This window comes from Candidatus Thioglobus autotrophicus (assembly GCF_001293165.1).
Lineage (GTDB): Bacteria > Pseudomonadota > Gammaproteobacteria > PS1 > Pseudothioglobaceae > Thioglobus_A > Thioglobus_A autotrophicus.
The window spans coordinates 865659-886445 of sequence record NZ_CP010552.1 but is presented as its reverse complement, the minus strand read 5'-3'; the positions used below and the strand labels follow the sequence as shown (position 1 = coordinate 886445).

The window sequence follows — 20787 nt, the reverse complement described above, 5'->3', positions numbered from 1 at the left end:
CTTAAAAGAACTGAAAAATAATGATACATCAAAACAGACGACAAGAGCTGCTAAGCCAATTTGATGATAATTGTGTACTAATTATATCAACTAATCCTGAGCAATTTAGAAATGGCGATGTGAGCTTCCCCTTTCGCCCGCATAGTGATTTTTTCTATTTAACGGGCTTTCAAGAGCCAGAGGCTGTTGCTGTTATTAGCAAAGATAGCTACTGTATGTTTCTACGCCCTAAAGACCCTGCTCGTGAAATCTGGGACGGGGCGCGTGTAGGCTTACTTGAAGCGCCGAGTGTCTTAAATCTTGACCATGCGTTTGATATCAATCAATTAGAAGTAGAATTAACACAACTTATTCCTGCCGGTCATTCTGTTTACTTTGATGCAAAACCTTGCGAATTAGACTCAAAACTGACTAAATTACTCGCTCAATACAATCCAACAAGTCTGCAAATGCCACTACATGAAATGCGCCTGATTAAAGAGGAGTCAGAAATTCTAACCATGCAAAAAGCAGCTGATATCTCTTGTGCTGCACATACCTTAGCAATGACTCAGGTGAGCCCCAATATGTTTGAATATGAATTACAAAGTGTATTTGATGCGCACTTTGCTAAAAACAATACGCAACACGCCTACACGCCCATTGTGGCAGGCGGTAAAAACGGGTGCATATTGCATTATATCGACAATAATCAAGTGCTCAAATCTGGTGATTTGGTGCTGATTGACGCCGGCTGTGAGCTTGACTATTACGCCAGCGACATCACTCGAACCTTTCCGGTGAGTGGCCAATTTAGCGAGCCACAAAAACAAATCTACCAAATTGTGCTCGACGCACAACTGGCCGCTATTGATAGCATTAAGCCAGGCGCAAATATTCACAAGCCACATAAAATCGCCTCTGATATTATTCAACAAGGGCTGGAGGCATTGGGTCTGTTATCACCTAAAGACTGTTTGTCAAAATTTTATATGCATGGTACAGGACACTGGCTGGGTATGGATGTACACGATGTGGGAAAATATCAAGATAATCAGCAACACAGGGTATTTGAAAAAGGCATGGTAACAACTGTTGAACCTGGCATTTATATTCGCAAGGATGCTAAAATCGACCCTGTGTATCACAATATCGGCATTCGAATTGAAGACGATGTTTTGGTCACCAATGAAGGTAATACCGTATTAACGAAAAATCTCATTAAAACAATTAACGATATCGAAACTCTCATGAGCCAAACAAACCTATGAACATACAGCAAGCGATTAAGGCAGTTATTGCAAAAAAAGATCTCAATGAAAATGAGATGCATGATGTGATGACAGATATTATGACTGGCAAAACCACTGATGCGCAAATTGGTGCTTTTTTGGTCGGTCTTGCTATGAAAGGTGAAACCGTTGCCGAAATTACTGCCAGTGCCAAAGTTATGCGCTCACTCGCCAAAGGTGTTGAGGTTAAAAACACTAGGCACTTGGTTGATACTTGTGGCACAGGTGGCGATGGACTTAGCTTGTTTAATATTTCTACCGCTTGTGCTTTTGTCGTTGCTGCTGCTGGTGGCTCAGTTGCTAAACACGGCAACCGCTCCATTTCATCAAAATCAGGCAGTGCAGATGTTTTAGAAGCAGCGGGCGTTAATTTAGATATGAGTGCAGAGCAAATCAGCAATAGTGTCAATAAAATTGGCGTTGGCTTTATGTTTGCACCGGCACACCATTCGGCCATGAAGTACGCTATTGGTCCGCGCAAAGAACTGGCTGTTAGAACTATTTTTAACGTACTTGGGCCTCTCACTAACCCTGCTAAAGCACCCACTCAAGTGATGGGGGTATACAGTAAGGAATTGGTTGAACCGATTGCCAATGTTTTAAAGAGTCTAGGCTCTAAGCATGTGATGGTCGTACATTCCAAAGATGGCTTGGATGAGATCTCTATTGCAGACGACACTTTTGTTGCTGAACTAAATAATGGCGTGGTCACCACTTATACCATCAACCCAACTGATTTTGGCGTGCCACTTGGTAATTTAAATGATATTAAAGCCAATGATGCAGAAGATTCTCTAGTGCTAATTCAACAAGCGCTTGATGGCAAGGAAGGCTCCGCTAAAAATATTATTGCACTCAATGCGGGGGCAGCCATTTATGTGTGTGGCCTAAGTAATTCCCTACAAGGCGGCATAGACAAAGCACTCAATATCTTAAATAAAGGCACAGCTCATCAAAAACTAGACGATTTTGTGCGTGAATCAACCGGCTGTTAAAGGACAAAAAACATGAACAAAGAAACAAATTTAATTTGGATTGACTTAGAAATGACCGGCCTATTGCCAGAGCGTGACGTGATTATTGAAATCGCCACCATTGTGACGGATAAAGATCTTAATATTTTGGCAGAAGGGCCTGCTTTGGTCATTCATCAAGGTAGTGAAATTCTAGCAGGCATGGATGAGTGGAATACCGAGCACCATACCAAATCTGGCCTAGTTCAGCGTGTCAAAGATAGTGTTATTTCCACCAAACAAGCAGAAAAACAAACCATCGAGTTTTTAGAAAAATACGTAACTGCTGGCACCTCACCTATGTGTGGCAACACTGTTTGCCAAGATAGGCGTTTTTTATACAATTACATGCCTGAATTAGAAAAGTTTTTCCACTATCGTCATGTTGATGTTAGCACTCTAAAAGAGCTTTTAGTACGCTGGAAACCTGAAGCGAAAATGATTCGAACAGGTGAGCCTGCGCACTTAGCACTACTTGATATTCGCGATTCAATTGATGAATTAAAATACTACCGAGACGTCTTTATTGATGTTTAACCCTCCTAAGGTATGGCTTGCACCGGCAAAAATTAATTTATTTTTACATATTAATAGCAAGCGCAAAGATGGCTATCACAACCTCCAAACCATCTTTCAACTGCTAGATTATTATGACGAACTGCAGTTTTCGGTAACTGACCAAGGCACTATTAATAGAGCCTCTGGAAATGAGAATGTCACACCAGAATCCGATCTAATCATACGCGCCGCCAAACTTTTGCAAAAAAACACTCATACACAGCTGGGTTGCGATATTTCTATTGTAAAGCACATTCCTGCTGGTGGCGGCTTAGGAGGTGGATCCTCTGATGCGGCAACTACGCTGGTCGCATTAAATCACCTCTGGAATACCAACCTGAATCAGCAGCAATTAATGGCACTAGGCTTAGAATTAGGTGCAGATGTACCTATATTTATCAATGCTCAGAGTGCTTGGGCGGAAGGCGTGGGAGAAATCCTAAGCCCTGTAAACACCCCAAATCATTACTTTTTAGTGGTGTTTATCAATCAACATACCTCCACATCAGAAATTTTCTCGCATAAAGCATTGACAATGAGCCCGATGATAGGGAAAATATCGGACTTCTCTGAGCTTGTAAATACTCATAATGATTGTCTACAAGCAGCCATCGAGCAAACAGATGAAATCAGGCTTGCATTAGAACAGCTTAACCACTGCACTAATCTGATAGGAAAAGCAAGAATGAGTGGAACGGGCAGTTGTGTTTTTGCTGAATTTTCCACTCAAAACGATGCTCTGGCAGCATTTAAAAAAATGCCAAAAGAATGGATGAGTTTTACTGCGCAAGCAATAAATACTTCTCCGATCCTTAAATGGGCTGTCGCCAAGCGGTAAGGCAACGGGTTTTGATCCCGTCATGCGCAGGTTCAAATCCTGCCAGCCCAGCCATTTTCAAAAAGCTGCATCTTAGCATTAAGATGCAGCTTTTTTTATGTCTTTTATTTGCCTAAATTTACTCACGTAATCCCTCAGCAAATGCTATTTTTGTCATCGTAACCTAGTATAATTTAATCAATTCTCAACAACCAACCATACCTATGTCTCTTGACACGATCAAAATTTTTAGTGGTAACGCAAATCCGTTACTTTCTGGCGAAATTATCTCTAGTTTAAATATTGCACAAGGAAAGGCTGTTGTTGGTAGGTTTAGCGACGGTGAATCACAGGTTGAAATTTTAGAAAATGTTCGTGGCTGTGACGTCTTTATCATTCAGCCAACGTGTGGACCCTCTCCCGCGGAAACGCTGATGGAATTATTAGTCATGGCAGATGCTTTAAAGCGCTCATCGGCGGCAAGAATTACGGCAGTTGTGCCTTATTTTGGCTATTCACGACAAGATCGTCGCTCTCGCTTAACCCGTGTTCCTATTACTGCAAAACTCGCCGCCAAGATGGTTGAGTCTTCAGGCATTGACAGAATTTTAACGGTTGATTTACATGCCGATCAAATTCAGGGATTTTTTGATATTCCTATTGACAATATCTACGCTCAACCTGTACTATTGGATGACATTATCAGCCAAAATCACGAAGATATTGTAGTGGTTTCTCCAGATGTAGGCGGTGTTGTGCGTGCGCGTGCAGCGGCCAAAAAACTCAATGATGCAGATTTAGCCATTATTGACAAACGTCGTCCTGCACCTAATATGGTGAAAGTGATGAATGTCATTGGCGATGTTGAAGGTAAAACTTGTATCTTAATTGATGACATGGTTGATACCGCTGGAACCTTATGTCAAGCGGCTGGAATTCTGAAAGAAAAAGGCGCGAAAAAAGTGGTTGCATACGCAACACACGCAGTGCTTTCTGGCAACGCTATTAGCAATATTAAGAATTCTGAGCTCGATGAGCTAGTCACTACAAACACCATCCCACTCACCGCTGATGCTGCCAAATGCCATAAGATCAGACAGCTGTCTATCGCACCAATCATGGCAGAAGTTATCAAACGCATCAGTGAAGAACAATCTATTATTAATATTTTTGCCGATATACAATAACCCTTCATTTTAAAAGCACACAAGGCTATGATTTTTAATAGGTAACTTTGTGTATAATCCATCATTTGGTCTGTCATAACACGTTACTCTATGAAATCTACTACAAAAGCACACAAGCAAGCACTACAAAAACTTATTACAGTTGGTAAAGAGAAAGGCTATTTAACCTACTCTGAAATTAACGACATCTTGCCTGAAGACTTACTAACGCAAGAACAAGTAGAGCCTATTGTTACCATTTTAGAAGAACTCGATATTACAGTTTCTGACTCAGTGCCCGATGCTGACACCTTGGTTGTAGAATCGGGCGCTAAAGCTCAATCTACTTCTGCAGAAGCAGCTGTCGCTGCACTAGCCGCTCTTGATTCTGAATTTGGACGAACAACCGATCCAGTCAGAATGTACATGCGTGAAATGGGTGTTGTAGATCTATTAGATCAAGAAGATGAAATTCGCATTGCCAAAGAAATTGAAGCCGGCGTGTTTGAAATTATGCAAGCCATTACGCTTTACCCATCAATCACTGATTACTTCTTCAAGGCGCATAAACGTCTAGAAGAAGGCAAGTGTAAAATGACCGATGTGATCATTGGCTACCAAGGTGACGCGGCAGATTTTGAAGCCAAAAAAGCGGCCTTCGATGCCGGCGAGTTTGATGATGACGAAGAGTACGAAGACATGGAAGAAATGGAATATACAGGCCCTGATGAAGATAAGATATATACCCGTTTTGAAACCGTTTTAAGCTGCTCTCAAGGCTACCAAGAACTCAATGAAAAACACGGCTTTCGCCACAAAAAAACCGTGGCTGCACGTGAGCAACTATCCAAAGGCTTATCGGACTTACGCCTAGCACCAAAATTGGTTTCAACCATGATGGAAGTTATTTGTGATCGTGTCGCCCAGATTAAAAAACAAGAAAAAGTTATCCAAAATGCCTGTCTTTATGCGGGCATGGAAAGAGCTCAGTTTTTCGAGATATTTGCTGGCAATGAAACCAATTATGACTGGCTCAAAAATGCAAAATTAGACGAAAAACTTGCCTCAGCACTTGATTCAGTTAAAGATGAAATCTTCTATGCGCAGAAAAATTTGCATGAGTATGAAGAAGAAATGCAACTCACAGTTGCCGAACTAAAAGCGCTTAATAAACTCTACCGCAAAGGTGACCGACGCGCTAAAAAGGCCAAATCACAAATGATTGAGGCCAATCTAAGATTGGTTATTTCGATTGCCAAAAAATACGCAAATCGTGGCTTGCAGTTTTTAGACCTAATTCAAGAAGGCAATGTTGGCCTGATGAAAGCAGTTGATAAGTTTGAGTATCGTCGTGGTTATAAATTCTCAACCTACGCAACTTGGTGGATTCGCCAAGCTATTACACGTTCAATTGCCGACCAAGCACGCACGATTCGTATTCCAGTGCACATGATTGAAACCATTAACAAGCTCAATCGCGTACGTCGTCAATTATTACAAAAATTTGGTCGTGAAGCTTCTCCAGAAGAGTTGGCTGTTGAAATGGAGTTGCCAGAATACAAAATTATCAAAATTTTAAAAATTGCCAAAGAACCTTTGTCAATGGAAACTCCAGTGGGTGACGATGAAGACTCCAACATTGGTGACTTTATTGAAGATACCAACTTATCTTCACCAGTGGAAATTACCACCAAAGAAAGTCTCAGAGAAACAACAGGCGACCTGCTAGCCAACCTATCTCCTCGTGAAGCAAAAGTACTCAAAATGCGCTTTGGTATTGACATGAACACCGATCACACGCTAGAAGAAGTAGGCCGACAATTCGATGTAACACGTGAACGTATTCGTCAAATTGAAGCCAAAGCGCTGAGAAAATTACGACACCCTTCTCGTGCCCATAAACTTCAAAGCTTTTTAGATTCTTAAAAAATCCGTTTTATCGGGCCTATAGCTCAGCTGGTTAGAGCACTCGACTCATAATCGATTGGTCCTTGGTTCAAGTCCAAGTAGGCCCACCATATTTAGTAGTATTTCTCATCCTCAAGGGTATGATAATATCATGATGTTTGATACACTGACACCCCACTTAATCACACTCACCACGCAAGTCGGAGAGATGATTATGTCGTATTACAAAACCAGTCTAACCATTGAAGCTAAGTCAGATCAAACACCTTTAACTGTTGTTGATCAAAAAGCACACCAATTATTGTCTGAAACACTAAGCCAGTTAACCCCAGGCACACCGATTCTTTCTGAAGAGTCTGAACCGGTTGATTTTTCTGAGCGCTCAAGCTGGGATGAATACTGGCTGATAGACCCACTGGATGGCACTAGAGATTTTATCGAGCAAACTGGAGAGTTTTGCATTTGCATTGCCTATATCAAGAATAATCGCCCTATTTTCGGCTTTATTTATGCGCCTCTTAGTAAAACTCACTACTTTACCAATGATCAGGCCCGAGCTTTCAAACTCAACAATAACACAACCACACTACTTCAAGCAGTTGCTCAAAATAAACCTTTAGAAGTGGTTACTGGCCATTACTCATCTCATAATTTAAAACTACATGACCATCTAAATAAACTCGGTTTATACCGCATCAATCATTTAGGTAGTGCGCTAAAATTTTGTAAAATTGCCGAAGGTGAATACGACTACTATCCACGATTTGGCCCTTGTTCTGAATGGGATACGGCTGCTGGCGGGTGTATTTTGGAGGCTGCTGGCGGGCGTGTTGTGGGTGAAGACAATAAGCCTCTGCGCTATAACACCCAAGACAGTTTAAAAAGTCCTGTGTTCTTTGCTTCAGGAAAAACGTAACGATAAATCAATCGCCTGAATGTTTTTAGTAATACTGCCCGTTGAAATAAAATCAACACCAGTTTCTGCTACCGATGCAATCGTACTCTCGTCAATATTTCCAGAAGCCTCAAGCGGTAGTTTGCCAGTAGCCATTTGCACAGCTTGCTCAAGCGCTTGATGCGAAAAATTATCACATAGTGCCCTGCTCACACCTGTCAACTCTAGCACTTCTGCTAATTGCTCCAATGTTTCTACTTCAACAATCAAATCAAGCTTAGGGTAATTATCCCTCGCTTTTTTAACAGCCTTAGCAATACCGCCCGAAGCAATGATATGGTTTTCTTTGAGCATTACACAATCATACAACCCCAGCCTATGATTCATGCCGCCACCACATTTAACCGCATACTTTTGTGCCAGGCGCAGTCCTGGCAATGTCTTTCTTGTATCTAGTAATTGTGCTTTTGTATGGGCAATTTTATCAACCAATAATCTGGTCTGTGTCGCAACTGAGCTCAATGTCTGCAAAAAATTAAGCGCTACTCGCTCCCCGCTAATAATCGATTTTGAAGAGCCTGATAAGGTGGCCAAAACTTGAGAAGCTTGCACTGGGTCGCCATCCTTAATTTTCCAGTCAATATCGATATTTTTATCCAAAGATGAGAACGCAGCCTGAGCAAATTCAATGCCGCAAATAACGGCCGATTCTCGACAAATAATCGTTGCAAAAGCTTGTTCATCAGACAACAAACTCGCCGAAACATCACCAGAGCCCAAATCTTCGACTAACGCCAAGTCAACCATTTTCTGAAATTCTTTATTCATGAATAAATTCAAGAATAAGTTTGGCCGATTCTTGGCTAGAATTTAGACATAAACTCTGGTGTATTTTTCCAAATTCACGGCTCAACTCAGCATGATCACCATCTAAAATTTGCAAAGCATGTTTAGCTATGTTGTTGCCATTTGCCTCTGTTTGGATTAGCTCTGGAACTAGAGGCTTATTGGCAATCACATTGGGCAGGCTAATAAACCGACTGGTCATCAAATTAGAGGCAATAAAATAACTCAGTCTAGATAGCTTGTACACGACCACCATTGGCACGCCAACTAGTGCTAATTCAAGTGCCGCTGTACCTGAGGCCACCAGCACTAAATCTGCACTTTGCATGCGTTCGTGTGCTTCATTAATAGACAAGCTAACATCTTGGTGAGCAATTAGCGCTTGAGCCCATTCCAATAGCTCATCATTAGCCAATGCCAAATGAAAGCTGAGAGCTGGATCTTGCTCTGCCATAGATTTTGCAGCCAACAACATTTCTGGCAATAAGCGCTTAACCTCTCCTGCTCTTGAGCCAGGCATAAGCAAAATATTCTTACCGGCTTGGTGGTTTTTTCTAGGGGTGAGCTTTTCTGCCAAAGGGTGACCGACAAATACCGCTCTTTGATTATGTTGTGTGTAAAAGTCAACCTCAAAAGGAAATAGACACAACATCAAGTCACTGGCACGTTTAATTTTTTTAACGCGTGATGCGCGCCATGCCCAAACCGAAGGAGAAACAAAATGAACTGTCTTAGCCCCTTGTTTTTTAAGTTTTTTTTCAATAACGAAGTTAAAATCTGGCGCATCTACCCCAATAAAAACATCAGGCCTATTGATCGAAAAATACGCGATCATAGCTTTTCTTAAGCTTAATAGTGAAGGTAATTTTTTTAACACCTCGCTAAAGCCCATGACATTAACCAGATTCATATTCCAGCGTTGCTTGCACCCTTGAGCTTGCATTTTTTCACCGCACAAGCCTTCAATTTGAAGTGTTGAATCTTGAGCTTTTAATGCTTGAACCAGCGTAGATCCAATTAGGTCGCCTGAGGTTTCAGCAGCACTAATTGCAATCTTGGTCATGTGGGTTATTTTCTTGGAAGGATAAGTTGAGGTTCTTTATCAAAAGCGCGATAAATAACCATAACATTACCAATCACTTGCACCAAATGCGCACGTGTTGTTTTAAGAATCTCATCGATGACGCGTTGTTTATCTTCACGATCATCACCACGAACCTTAATCTTTAATAGTTCGTGTGTTTCTAAACTCGACTCCAGCTCGGCCAATACACCCTTAGTAAGACCATGTTGGCCCAACATAACGACTGGTTTAAGGCTGTGCCCTTTAGAGCGTAAAAATTTCTTTTGATTGTTGGTAAGCTTAGTCATTGATTAGTATCTCTGTATTAAATAAATCTTGAATGGTTTCCCGCTTGCGAATCAAGTGATGTGTATTATCTGACACCATTACCTCCGCTACACGGGGTCGGGAATTGTAATTAGAACTCATGGTAAAACCGTACGCGCCTGCAGACATAATGGCGAGATAATCGCCCTCAGATAAAGACAGCACCCTATCTTTGGCTAAAAAATCACCGGTTTCGCAAATCGGACCTACCAAGTCCCAATTAGACTCAATTCCCTGAGCATTTTCACGCACAGGCAACACTTGATGATAGGCATTGTAAAAAGCGGGTCGTAATAAGTCGTTCATCGCGCCATCAATAATCGCAAACGACTTGTCTGAATTTCGCTTTAGAAACTCAACTTTGGTGATAAAGGCGCCCGCATTACCGACAATAGCGCGTCCTGGCTCCAATATAATTTCTAAATTTCCAACTTTCTTTAAAACTGCAGCAATATAAGCAGCAATATCGATTGTCGTTTCATCATCATAGACAATGCCAACACCGCCGCCTAAATCTAGGTGTTCGATGTCAATACCTTGGTTTTTAAGTATCTCGATCAAACCCAGTACCTTATCCAGTGCATCTAAAAATGGCGATACATCAGTGAGCTGGGAGCCAATGTGACAGTCCAAACCTTTAATCGACAAATACTTGGATTGTTGCGCCGTTTTATAGAGTACGAGCGCATCGTCAATATCCACGCCAAATTTGTTTTCTTTTAGGCCTGTAGAAATATATGGATGTGTTTTTGCGTCCACATTCGGATTGACGCGAATGGAAATTGGCGCTTGCACATTCATGCCACTCGCCACTTGTTCAATACGCCCTAACTCTGCAGCAGATTCCACATTAAAGCAACGAATGCCAGCCTCGAGGCCACGTTTGATTTCCACCTGCGTTTTGGCAACACCTGAAAATACACAGTTTGAGGCTTGTCCACCTGCTGCCAAAACACGTTCCAATTCGCCAATTGAAACAATGTCAAATCCGGCGCCAATTTTAGCCAGCACATTAAGCACGGCAATATTAGAATTAGCTTTAACTGCGTAACACACCAAGTGCGGATGATCGCCAAAAGCCGAATCAAACTCACGCCAATTATTTTCAATATCAGTTCGTGAATAAACGTATAACGGCGAGCCGTAACGATCCATCAAATCTGCAATATCAACAGATTCGGCGTGTAAAGATTTATTTTTGTAAGAAAAGCTCAACCGTTATTTTGAGTTGTGCGGCAATATATCCAACTCTGGCGCAACTGTAGTTTGTGTTGTAGATGCATCAATAGCTTGCGCTTTAACTGCCTCTAATTCACCCATTTTTCCACAAGCTGAAAGACCGACAACAATAAACATTAGCGCTGTTAATTTGATCATTTTAATTTTCTCTTGGTTATTTATAAAATTAGTCGCTATTTTACAGCAATTCTTGAAGACTTTGAATGAACGCGTGGCGCTCAACATTAAAGGCACCAAGGCTTTTTAAATGTGGACTTTCAACCTGGCAGTCAACCAATGAATAGCCCATGTTTTTCAGTAAATGCACAAAGGCTACTTTAGAGCTGTCCGCTACTAAAGAAAACATCGATTCACCAAAAAACACCTTGCCCAATGACACGCCATAAAGACCGCCCACCAGCCTAGACTCTTGATACACGCCAACGCAGCGAACAAAACCCTGCTGATATAGATCGGTATAGGCGTCAACCATCGCTTGATCAATCCAAGTGCCCGTCTGATCTTTGCGTTCGACCGTTTTGCAATGATGAATAATTTGCTCAAAATCTGTATCAACTTTTATTTGGAATTTATCAGAATTTAGCGTTTTTTGCAGACTTTTAGACACATGCAATCTATCTGACGTCATCACCATTCTAGGATTTGGACTGTACCAAAGTATGGGATCCTGCTCGCTATACCAAGGAAAAATACCTTGACTATAAGCCTCTAATAAACGTTGAGTTGATAGCTCACCACCGATAGCAATCAGGCCGTTAGGTTCTTTGAGGGCTCGCTCAGTAGCAGGAAAAGGCGTGCTCGCCGATGCGAGAACAAAATCCTGAGGAATATCAATCACTTAATTGCCGTTTAATTGCCTCTTTGGCCATATATAGTGCGGCAATACTTCTTGCCTCAGTCAAATCATCATCATAAACCAAGCTTTCTAAATTGCTCAGCTTGTGCTTAACTACTTCCAGCGGCTCCGGCTCGTCCCCCTCAGCTGACTCTCGATATAAATCTTGTGCCAAAACAATATGCGTTTCGCTCGACTGATAACCTGGCGCAATACTCATAGATTTCATATAAGTGAGTTTTTTAGCGCCATAACCAATTTCCTCAATGAGCTCTCTATTGGCCGCTTCTAAGGGTGTTTCACCATCATCAATTTTGCCTTTAGTGAGCGCCAACTCGTAGCGATTTGTGCCGCCAGAATATTCATAAATCATCAACACTGTCTCATCATCCAACATTGGAATGACTAAAACTGCACCGTTGCCTGGCGGCTTTAGGCGTTCATATTGACGCTTCTCTCCATTTGAAAACTCAACATCCATTGACTGAATATTGAAAAATCGAGTGGTGGCAATGTCAGTAACATTGCTTAGTATGGGTTTTTTTCGCATAAATAGAATTATAACATTAGCTATAATGGGCAATTCAACATAGAGGAGAGAGATATGAAAAAATTAGCATTACTATTTACTTTGGCACTATCGTCAACAATTCATGCTTGGACAATTGATGATGTGGGTGACTTTAAATTTGAAAAATTAAACAAGCAAGTGCATGTTATACACGGTCCTATTGCCAGCCCTAGCGAACTAAATCACGGTTTTATGAACAATCCTGCTTTTATTGAAGGTGACAATGGTTTAATTATAATTGACCCTGGTAGTTCAAAATTTGTTGGTGATAACATTCTTAACGAAATTGAAAAAATATCATCAAAACCTGTTGTAGCTGTCATAAACACGCACGTACATGGCGATCATTGGCTGGCCAATCATTCTATAAAAGATAAGTATCCAAACGCTAAATTCTACGCACATATGAATATGATTCGTGAAGCGGAATATGGCGAAGCCCAAAGATGGATAAAAGTATATAGCGATATTACAAGCAAGGCCAAAGGCACAATTGCTGTCATACCAACGTATTCAATAAGCCACAAGGACACACTAAATATTGAAGGGCAGAAATTAGTCATTCACTCACCACTTCCTTCGTCTCATTCTTCTTCGGACATCATGATTGAGCATGTAAATTCTAAAACCCTTTTTACTGGAGATAATGCTTTTACTGACAGAATGGGCAGATTTGATGGACAATCAAACATGCTAGATAATATCAAAATTTTAGATTATGCGAAAAATCTAACTATTGATACTTATGTTCCTGGACATGGCTACTCAGGAAATGTCACTCAAGCGATTGACCCATATCTAAACTACCTTAAAGTGATTGAACAAGAGTCTAGAAAAGGTTTTGAAGAGGATTTAGCCGACTATGAAATCAAACCTTTTGCTAATAATCATTTAGCAAATTATAGGGATTGGAGTGGCTATGATGAACAGCTCGGCAAGCATATCAACAAAATGCTATTGGAGATTGAGGCGCTAGATATTTAAATGCCTTTAGTTTCAAACTAAAAATGACGGCCCAATAGGTCGTCATTTTTTTTGCCATTTTTATTCTTTTAGTTGAAATTTAGGCAGGCCCAAATTAAGTCGAATGGCGATTAATCGCGTGATAAAAATACAAAGGCCAGCAATAATTGCACTAAACACCACGCCCACTTCATAGTGTACTAGCGCAATAAACCCTAAAGCACCCAGCCAAGCAGCAGTCGCATACAGTGGACTCTTAAATACAATCGGCGTTTCATTACACAGCAAATCTCTAAAAACACCGCCCATTGTGCCGGTGATAACGCCCATGAAACTCGCCACCAACCAAGGTGCGCCTGCGGTTAATGCTACCATGGTTCCGGCAATACTAAATGCTGCCAATCCAGCTGCGTCAGGAATTAGGAAAAATTTTGGCGAAATTGACACGAAACGAGCGCCAATAAATATGATCAACGCGCTGGCCAATGAAACAATAAAAAAGATCTGATCTTGTATCCAAAATACATCAATATCTAACAACATATCTCTTAAAGAGCCGCCGCCCAATCCAGTGGTAATAGCAATAATCACCACCCCAAATAAATCAAATTTTCTAAAACCAGCCTTGAGCACACCAGAAGCCGATGACACCACCACAGCTACCAGAGAAATCCAATATAAACTGTTTAATAATTCTTGCGTAACATCTAAATTCATTCGCTTAATAACTCCACTTTACCTGTGTCAATATCATAATACGCTGGCACAATTGTCAGCTGGTTTTCGTCAAACATTTTTAAAAAATGCACCCCCGTTTGTTTGAGTTTTTCTGCCACATGAACAACATTGGCCAAAGCCACATTTTCAGCCAAATTGCCCGGCTGACCTTTTACTTGCTCAAGTACTGGATTGAATGCCTGCACCAAAGCAGGCAGACTGCCCTCAAGCTGTTCATGTGCACACGCTGCCTGTACAGCGCCACATTGAGAATGCCCCATCACCATAATCAGCGAAACTCCCACATGCAATACTGCGTATTCAATGCTAGCCATAACCACCTCATCCAACACGTTGCCAGCAACACGAACCACGTACAAATCTCCCAAACCCTGGTCAAAGATAACCTCAGGTGGTACGCGCGAATCTGAGCAACCCAAAATAATGGCAAAAGGATGCTGTCCATATTTAAGCTCGAAACGCCTTTCACTGGATTGATCTGGGTGCTGAAGATGGGAGGCGATATAACGCTTATTACCCTCTACCAATTTCTTCAAATGCTTATTATTAGCAACAAAGTCTTTCATAAGCGTGAATTGTAATACAAAAAACAAGATTGAGCATTCATAATTAAAATTTCCAAAATTTTTCATCCACACGCAAAAATCAATCAATTATTGCCAATAAACAGCTAAAAACATCCATTTTTAAGCAAAAAATGGGTTTTTTTCGGGAATATATGGCAATTATTGCCCATTTATATCCAACCACTGGCTCAACTTGCGGCCATTCTTATTATTTGGCAAATTTTTCAAAATTCTTACAAAAAAGAGCGTATCGTCTTTACTTATTTTTCGACTATAGAACACTATGAAAACAGCACTTCTATTACTAACACTATTTTTATCTAGTCTTGTTAATGCTTGGACAATCGACAAAGTTGGGCAATACCAATTTGAGCCTATTGCAAAAAATGTCTTTGTTATTCACGGGCCCGTAGGCACACCCAGCGTTGACAACAAAGGCTTTATGAATAATCCTGCAATGATTATTGGCGACCAAGGGGTGATTGTGATTGATCCAGGCAGTGCTTATCATATTGGCAAAAAAGTCATTACTGAAATTGAAAAAATCACCAAAAAACCTATTATTGCCGTATTTAATACCCATGCACATGGCGATCATTGGCTCGGTAATCAGGCCATCGTTGAACGCTATCCAGCGGTCAAAATCTACGCTCACGCGCAGATGCTCAAACAAGCTCATGAAGGCGAAACTGATTTTTGGCTAGATATCATGAATGACAATACACAAGGCTATACCAAAAATACAAAAGCTGTTTATCCAACCGATAGTGTGGCACACTTGCAGAAAATGACGCTGGACTCAGAGCAATTTATCATTCACAGTCCGACGCAAAAAGCTCATACAGATACTGACATCATGATTGAGCATGTTGGCAGCCAAACTTTATTTTTGGGTGACAATGCCATTATTGATTTCTTAGGCTCTTTTGATGCCAGCTCTGACATGCATAGCAATATTAAAGCGCTAGACTATGCGGTTGACCTTAACTTTAAAAATTACGTCCCTGGACATGGTCAAACAGGCAATCCTGATGTGGCCATCAATTCTTTTTTAGACTATTTAGCTATCATCAAACAGCAGGCGGAAAAAGGCTATGAAGAGGACTTGTCTGGCTATGAAATAAAGCCTGAAGCGCTTAAAAAGCTAGAGGCTTACAAAAATTGGGCTGCATTTGATGAGCAAATAGGCAAGCATATTGGCAAAATGCTACAAGAGGTTGAAACACTAGATTTCTAATATGGACTCAAAGGGGTTTCGCTCGAATTTATTTTAAATAAATTGCTGTGCCTGATATCACTCGACTGTAATCTTCGCCACCCACAAAAAATCCACCACCATATCCATCAGAGAAGAAACTGCCAGCATAAATAAACTAAGTATTGTTTTCATATAGTCTCTTTTAAATTAATAGTAGCACTATCTCTGCTAGTCTTTCTTAGCTTTCCATGAACTATATTGTATTCTTAAATAACAGAATAAGTGGTAATTTTTATCAAAGTCGAAGCGTAAGAAATTTAAAAAGGCAGGAGCTTACATTTAGTAAGTGACTGCTTTTGAGAATTGCGACAACAAAGAATTTGGAAAAAATTACCCTTATTTAATCGAAGAAGCCGTCCATGTGTAACTCTGTTAGGTCGCTAAACCCTCCAATATGCTTGCCATCAATCGTGAGTTGTGGCACCATTCTGGCACCATTAGTCACTTTGGAAAATTCTGCCATATGGGCGCGATCTTCGTCAATCATCTTTTGCTCAAACGGTAGATTCCACTTGTTTAGTAGCTCTTTGGTTTTAACGCAAATTGGGCAAGTATTAGTTGAGTAGACGACAATTTTCATGATTATCCTTGAAGCGCTTCAACGACTAAATCACCGATTTGACTCGTGCCAATAACCGTGTCACCTTCACTGGCAATGTCTGCTGTGCGGTAGCCTTGATCAAGCACTGTATTCACTGCGGAATCAATTTTATCAGCCAACGTTACTTGATTAAGTGAGTAACGCAACATCATTGAAACTGACAAAATAGTGGCTAGTGGATTGGCAATATCTTGGCCAGCAATATCTGGAGCAGAACCATGGATCGGCTCATACATACCAAACCCATCTTTATTTAAAGAGGCGCTTGGCAGCATGCCAATAGAACCCGTAAGCATAGCGGCGCAATCAGACAGTACGTCACCAAATAAATTCGATGTCACCATCACGTCAAATTGCTTTGGTGCTCTGACTAACTGCATCGCAGCATTATCCACATACATATGTGAGAGTTCAACATCTGGATAATCTTTAGCCACTTCCTCCATCACTTCGCGCCATAACTCGCAGACTTCGAGCACGTTAGCCTTATCGACTGAGCAAACACGTGATCCACGTTTTTGCGCAATTTTGAAAGCTGAATGACCAATACGACGAATTTCAGACTCAGAGTAGGTTGCACTATTAAAGCCGAAACGCTCACCATCACGCATTTCAATACCGCGAGGCTGACCAAAATAAATGCCAGATACCAATTCACGAACAATCATTAAATCCAAGCCAGAAACGATCTCTTCTTTTAGAGTTGAAGCGCTGGCCAGTTGCGGATACAAAATAGCGGGGCGAAGATTTGAGAATAAATCCATTTCAGCACGCAAGCCCAGAAGACCACGCTCAGGACGAAGATCGCGCTCTAGCGCTTCCCACTGATAACCACCAACAGCGCCCAGTAAAATAGAATCACACTCTTTAGCAGCGTCTAATGTTGCTTGCGGTAGTGGCGAGCCAGTTTCATCATAAGCTGTGCCGCCAATGAGACCGTGCACTAACTCCATGTTCAGATTATTATTTGCGTTTAAATGGTTAATTACCTTAAGCGCTTGCTCAACAATTTCTTGACCAATACCGTCACCCGGCAATACTAATATTTTTGACATGCTTCTTCCTTTGTATGAATCTTAAAAAATGCTATTTTACTAGATTTCTTCCATTTCAAATTGATCCTTGGTCACACCACAATCTGGGCATACCCAATCCTGAGGAACATCGTCCCACTTAGTACCTGGCTCAATACCTTCTTTTGGAGAGCCTTTAGCTTCATCATAAACCCAGCCACACACCATACATTTAAATTTTTTCATTGTTATTTCCTGTTATTAAATACGTAAAAAAAGGGAGCGATTCACTCCCTTTAATCAAACTGATTAACTCTTATAGATCATCAGCATTTTTGGCCAAATATTCGGCCACACCTTCTGGTGTATCTTTCATGCCTTCGTCGCCTTTGTTCCAGCCTGCTGGGCAAACTTCACCATGCGTTGTGTGGAAATCAAGCGCATCAACCATGCGTAACATTTCATCAACATTACGACCTAATGGTAGATCGTTCACAACTTGATGACGCACAGTAAACTCTTCGTCAATTAAGAACGAAGCGCGCAGTGCAATACCCGCTGGATGTACAATGCCGTAAGCTTGCATAATCGAATGATCAGTATCAGCTACTAATGGAAAATCGATTGCACCTAGGCCGCCGTCTGCTGGCGCTGTGTTGCGCCAAGCATTATGCGTGAATTGTGAATCAACTGAAATACCGACAACTTCAACACCCTTTTCAGCAAATTGAGCCACACGGTGATGGTGTGCTAGAATTTCTGAAGGGCAGACAAAAGTAAAATCTAATGGGTAGAAAAATACCATGATTTTTTTGCCCTTTAGGCTTGATAGTTGAAAATCGTCAACGATTGTGCCATTCGCCAAAACGGCTGCAGCGGTAAAATCTGGTGCTTGTTGAGTTACTAAAACGCTCATATCTTCTCCAATAATTAATTAATAAACCCATAGATTATACAACGACGAACCTACGTATATCTTATAAAAAATAAGGGTTTAACCGTGACAAGCTAAAACATAGACAAATACTCACGTAAAATGTCAGCATGCTTAAAATCTACAATACTCTCAGTAAACAAAAAGAAGTTTTTCATCCTATCGATCCTGACAAAATAGGCATGTATGTCTGTGGCATGACGGTCTATGATTATTGCCATATGGGTCATGCGCGAGTTTTGGTGATGTTTGATGTAATCACTCGTCACTTAAGACGCAATTTTCCCAATGTTACCTATGTGCGTAATATTACCGATATTGACGATAAAATCATTGCTCGCGCGATTGAAAATTCAGAGGATATTTACAGCTTAACCAATCGATTTATTGACGCTATGCATGAAGATGAGCGCGCACTTGGCATCTTAGCGCCTGACATTGAGCCACGTGCGACCGAGGCAATTGATCAGATGTTTTACATGATCGAGGCGTTGATAGAAAAAGGCATGGCTTATCAAGCAAAAAATGGTGATGTGTATTATTCAGTGCGCAAATTTGCTGGCTATGGTAAGCTTAGTGGCAAAAACCTAGACGACTTGGAAGCGGGCGCAAGAGTTGAAATTGACTCCGACAAAAAAGATCCGCTTGATTTTGTGCTGTGGAAAATGGCCAAACCAACAGAGCCAAGCTGGGCCTCACCTTGGGGTGATGGACGACCCGGTTGGCATATTGAATGCTCGGCCATGTCGACTCATCACTTAGGCAATCATTTTGATATTCATGGCGGTGGCATGGATTTATCTTTTCCGCATCATGAAAATGAAATTGCTCAATCTGAAGGTGCCAACAATTGTAGTTTTGTAAACACCTGGATGCATGTTGGATTTGTTAATATTAATGATGAAAAAATGAGCAAATCACTCAATAATTTTTTCACCATTCGTGGCGTGCTAGAAAGCTATGACGGAGAGACTTTGCGTTATTTTATTATGAGCTCGCATTATCGCTCGCCACTCAACTTTTCTGATGTCAATCTTAATAATGCCAAATCTTCACTAACCCGTCTTTATACTGCGATTCGAGGCTTGCACGCTAGTGACGCCGCTACTGATGAAGTATCACAGCGTTTTGATTTTGAAACCCGCTTTAATAAGGCTCTCGATGATGACTTCAATACACCCATTGCTTTAAGTATTTTATTTGAGTTGGCCAAACTCATTAACTCCGAGCGCAGCAAGGATATCGATCAGGCTAGCGCTTTAGCACAGCTACTAATAAAGCTCGGTGGTTATATTGGTCTCTTACAAATGGAGGCAGATGCTTTTCTTAAACAAGGCGTGGCCTTGTCTGATGAGGACATCGATGAGAAAATTAGACTAAGAGATGAGGCGAAAGCAAACAAAGACTTTGCCACTTCTGATCAAATTCGAGACGAGCTAACGGAACTTGGCATTGTTTTAGAGGACACTTCAAATGGCACCAGCTGGCGTAGAAAATAACATCGACTGGGCGGCCATCGATACCATCTTGCTAGACATGGATGGTACCTTGTTAGATCTTAATTTTGACCTGCATTTTTGGATGGAATACCTACCTTTGGTGTACGCTAACAAACACAGTCTTACCCATCAGCAATCTAAAGATAAGATTTATCCAATGCTGGAAGCACAGCAAGGCAACTTACATTGGTATTGCTTAGACTATTGGCAAAACATATTTAAATTGGACATTGCTAAGCTTAAAGAAGATGTGTCTCACCTCATTCAAATCCACCCTTTTGTATTGGAGTTTTTAGCTCAAGCCAAAATACACAATAAACGCATTTATCTAGTCACCAATGCCCATCGAAAAACCGTGCAACTAAAGATGCAAGTCACTAATTTAGAAAGCTATTTTGACGACATTATTTCTTCACATGACTACAACGCACCAAAAGAAGATCAAAGCTTTTGGCAGCAACTAGAGCAAGCCATTGGCTTTGACAAAAAAACCAGTATTTTCTTTGACGATTCTATTAGTGTGCTTAATTCTGCTCAAAAATTTGGCATTGGCACAGTTGTTGCCATTAGCAAGCCCAGCTCCAAAATCAAAACCAAACCTGTGGACGGATTTATCAATATTGAAACCTTTGAGCAAGCAATACCATTAAAGCATCACGCATAAAAAACCCGCTTATAAGCGGGTTTCAATTGATCACAATTAGTC

At 41.0% G+C, this 20787-nt stretch carries 24 protein-coding genes and 2 tRNA genes; 13 read left to right on the top strand and 13 right to left on the bottom strand.

Annotation, left to right across the window (positions count from 1 at the left end; all coding sequences use genetic code 11):
• Positions 1-20: 20 nt before the first annotated feature.
• The 9 genes from SP60_RS04770 to cysQ all read left to right on the top strand — a co-directional run bounded on the left by SP60_RS04770 (position 21) and on the right by cysQ (position 7649).
• A complete protein-coding gene (locus SP60_RS04770) occupies positions 21-1250 on the top strand; it encodes an aminopeptidase P N-terminal domain-containing protein (protein WP_053951535.1) in 1230 nt (409 codons plus the stop codon).
• Positions 1247-2266 carry an anthranilate phosphoribosyltransferase gene (gene trpD / locus SP60_RS04765; RefSeq protein ID WP_053951534.1) on the top strand — a complete coding sequence of 340 codons (1020 nt, stop codon included), beginning with the start codon at positions 1247-1249 and terminating at the stop codon, positions 2264-2266. Before SP60_RS04770 ends, trpD begins: the two co-directional genes overlap by 4 nt.
• A 12-nt stretch (positions 2267-2278) precedes the next feature.
• Complete coding sequence (gene orn / locus SP60_RS04760; RefSeq protein WP_053951533.1) at positions 2279-2821, top strand: oligoribonuclease; 543 nt, start codon at positions 2279-2281, stop codon at positions 2819-2821.
• The gene (ispE, locus tag SP60_RS08255; RefSeq protein ID WP_082319642.1) at positions 2814-3680 is read left to right on the top strand and encodes a 4-(cytidine 5'-diphospho)-2-C-methyl-D-erythritol kinase; all 867 of its coding nucleotides are present in this window, start codon (positions 2814-2816) and stop codon (positions 3678-3680) included. The genes orn and ispE overlap by 8 nt, the downstream gene beginning before the upstream one ends.
• Positions 3660-3734: transfer RNA gene (locus tag SP60_RS04755), tRNA-Gln, on the top strand. Before ispE ends, SP60_RS04755 begins: the two co-directional genes overlap by 21 nt.
• Positions 3735-3883: 149 nt before the next feature.
• Positions 3884-4846, top strand: coding sequence for a ribose-phosphate pyrophosphokinase (locus SP60_RS04750; RefSeq protein ID WP_053951532.1), 963 nt, complete (start codon positions 3884-3886; stop codon positions 4844-4846).
• 90 nt (positions 4847-4936) lie between these two features.
• Complete coding sequence (gene rpoD / locus SP60_RS04745) at positions 4937-6751, top strand: RNA polymerase sigma factor RpoD (RefSeq protein ID WP_053951531.1); 1815 nt, start codon at positions 4937-4939, stop codon at positions 6749-6751.
• A gap of 15 nt (positions 6752-6766) precedes the next feature.
• A tRNA-Ile gene (locus SP60_RS04740) sits at positions 6767-6843 on the top strand.
• A gap of 41 nt (positions 6844-6884) precedes the next feature.
• Entirely contained in the window at positions 6885-7649 is a 765-nt protein-coding gene (gene cysQ / locus SP60_RS04735) for a 3'(2'),5'-bisphosphate nucleotidase CysQ (protein ID WP_233487235.1), read from the top strand.
• Here the strand turns inward: cysQ and nadC are convergent.
• From nadC to nudE, 7 genes are read right to left on the bottom strand one after another with little or no spacing between them, the layout of a single operon-like run.
• Entirely contained in the window at positions 7635-8456 is an 822-nt protein-coding gene (gene nadC, locus SP60_RS04730; protein WP_053951530.1) for a carboxylating nicotinate-nucleotide diphosphorylase, read from the bottom strand. The genes cysQ and nadC overlap by 15 nt on opposite strands.
• Positions 8449-9537 carry a lipid-A-disaccharide synthase gene (gene lpxB / locus SP60_RS04725; protein ID WP_053951529.1) on the bottom strand — a complete coding sequence of 363 codons (1089 nt, stop codon included), beginning with the start codon at positions 9535-9537 and terminating at the stop codon, positions 8449-8451. The genes nadC and lpxB overlap by 8 nt, the downstream gene beginning before the upstream one ends.
• A 5-nt stretch (positions 9538-9542) precedes the next feature.
• Positions 9543-9845, bottom strand: coding sequence for a ribosome assembly RNA-binding protein YhbY (gene yhbY, locus SP60_RS04720; protein ID WP_053951528.1), 303 nt, complete (start codon positions 9843-9845; stop codon positions 9543-9545).
• A complete protein-coding gene (lysA, locus tag SP60_RS04715) occupies positions 9838-11079 on the bottom strand; it encodes a diaminopimelate decarboxylase (RefSeq protein ID WP_082319641.1) in 1242 nt (413 codons plus the stop codon). The genes yhbY and lysA overlap by 8 nt, the downstream gene beginning before the upstream one ends.
• Positions 11080-11082: 3 nt before the next feature.
• Complete coding sequence (locus SP60_RS08385; protein ID WP_158403334.1) at positions 11083-11241, bottom strand: hypothetical protein; 159 nt, start codon at positions 11239-11241, stop codon at positions 11083-11085.
• A 40-nt stretch (positions 11242-11281) separates the two neighbouring features.
• On the bottom strand, positions 11282-11941 hold the full coding sequence (gene aat, locus SP60_RS04710) for a leucyl/phenylalanyl-tRNA--protein transferase (RefSeq protein WP_053951527.1): 660 nt from the start codon (positions 11939-11941) through the stop codon (positions 11282-11284).
• On the bottom strand, positions 11934-12488 hold the full coding sequence (nudE, locus tag SP60_RS04705) for an ADP compounds hydrolase NudE (protein WP_053951526.1): 555 nt from the start codon (positions 12486-12488) through the stop codon (positions 11934-11936). Before nudE ends, aat begins: the two co-directional genes overlap by 8 nt.
• A gap of 54 nt (positions 12489-12542) precedes the next feature.
• Between nudE and SP60_RS04700 the strand changes: the two genes are divergently transcribed.
• Complete coding sequence (locus SP60_RS04700; protein ID WP_053951525.1) at positions 12543-13493, top strand: MBL fold metallo-hydrolase; 951 nt, start codon at positions 12543-12545, stop codon at positions 13491-13493.
• A gap of 60 nt (positions 13494-13553) precedes the next feature.
• Here the strand turns inward: SP60_RS04700 and SP60_RS04695 are convergent, their stop codons facing one another.
• Both SP60_RS04695 and SP60_RS04690 read right to left on the bottom strand, forming a co-directional pair.
• Positions 13554-14189, bottom strand: a complete 636-nt coding sequence (locus SP60_RS04695) for a trimeric intracellular cation channel family protein (RefSeq protein ID WP_053951524.1) — start codon at positions 14187-14189, stop codon at positions 13554-13556.
• Positions 14186-14776 carry a carbonic anhydrase gene (locus SP60_RS04690; protein WP_158403332.1) on the bottom strand — a complete coding sequence of 197 codons (591 nt, stop codon included), beginning with the start codon at positions 14774-14776 and terminating at the stop codon, positions 14186-14188. The genes SP60_RS04695 and SP60_RS04690 overlap by 4 nt, the downstream gene beginning before the upstream one ends.
• 283 nt (positions 14777-15059) lie before the next feature.
• Here SP60_RS04690 and SP60_RS04685 point away from each other — a divergent pair, with 283 nt between their 5' ends.
• Entirely contained in the window at positions 15060-16013 is a 954-nt protein-coding gene (locus SP60_RS04685; protein WP_053951522.1) for an MBL fold metallo-hydrolase, read from the top strand.
• 361 nt (positions 16014-16374) lie between these two features.
• Here the strand turns inward: SP60_RS04685 and SP60_RS04680 are convergent, their stop codons facing one another.
• The 4 genes from SP60_RS04680 to SP60_RS04665 form a co-directional block, all read right to left on the bottom strand.
• Positions 16375-16614, bottom strand: coding sequence for a glutaredoxin family protein (locus tag SP60_RS04680; RefSeq protein ID WP_053951521.1), 240 nt, complete (start codon positions 16612-16614; stop codon positions 16375-16377).
• 2 nt (positions 16615-16616) lie between these two features.
• Positions 16617-17690, bottom strand: a complete 1074-nt coding sequence (gene leuB / locus SP60_RS04675) for a 3-isopropylmalate dehydrogenase (protein WP_053951520.1) — start codon at positions 17688-17690, stop codon at positions 16617-16619.
• A gap of 39 nt (positions 17691-17729) precedes the next feature.
• Positions 17730-17894, bottom strand: coding sequence for a rubredoxin (locus SP60_RS04670; RefSeq protein WP_053951519.1), 165 nt, complete (start codon positions 17892-17894; stop codon positions 17730-17732).
• Between the two features lie 70 nt (positions 17895-17964).
• Positions 17965-18564 carry a peroxiredoxin gene (locus SP60_RS04665; RefSeq protein ID WP_053951518.1) on the bottom strand — a complete coding sequence of 200 codons (600 nt, stop codon included), beginning with the start codon at positions 18562-18564 and terminating at the stop codon, positions 17965-17967.
• Between the two features lie 128 nt (positions 18565-18692).
• Here SP60_RS04665 and cysS point away from each other — a divergent pair, with 128 nt between their 5' ends.
• Together cysS and yrfG are read left to right on the top strand one after the other, a co-directional pair.
• Complete coding sequence (gene cysS, locus SP60_RS04660; RefSeq protein ID WP_053951517.1) at positions 18693-20081, top strand: cysteine--tRNA ligase; 1389 nt, start codon at positions 18693-18695, stop codon at positions 20079-20081.
• On the top strand, positions 20056-20745 hold the full coding sequence (gene yrfG / locus SP60_RS04655) for a GMP/IMP nucleotidase (protein WP_053951516.1): 690 nt from the start codon (positions 20056-20058) through the stop codon (positions 20743-20745). The genes cysS and yrfG overlap by 26 nt, the downstream gene beginning before the upstream one ends.
• The last annotated feature ends 42 nt before the right edge of the window (positions 20746-20787 follow it).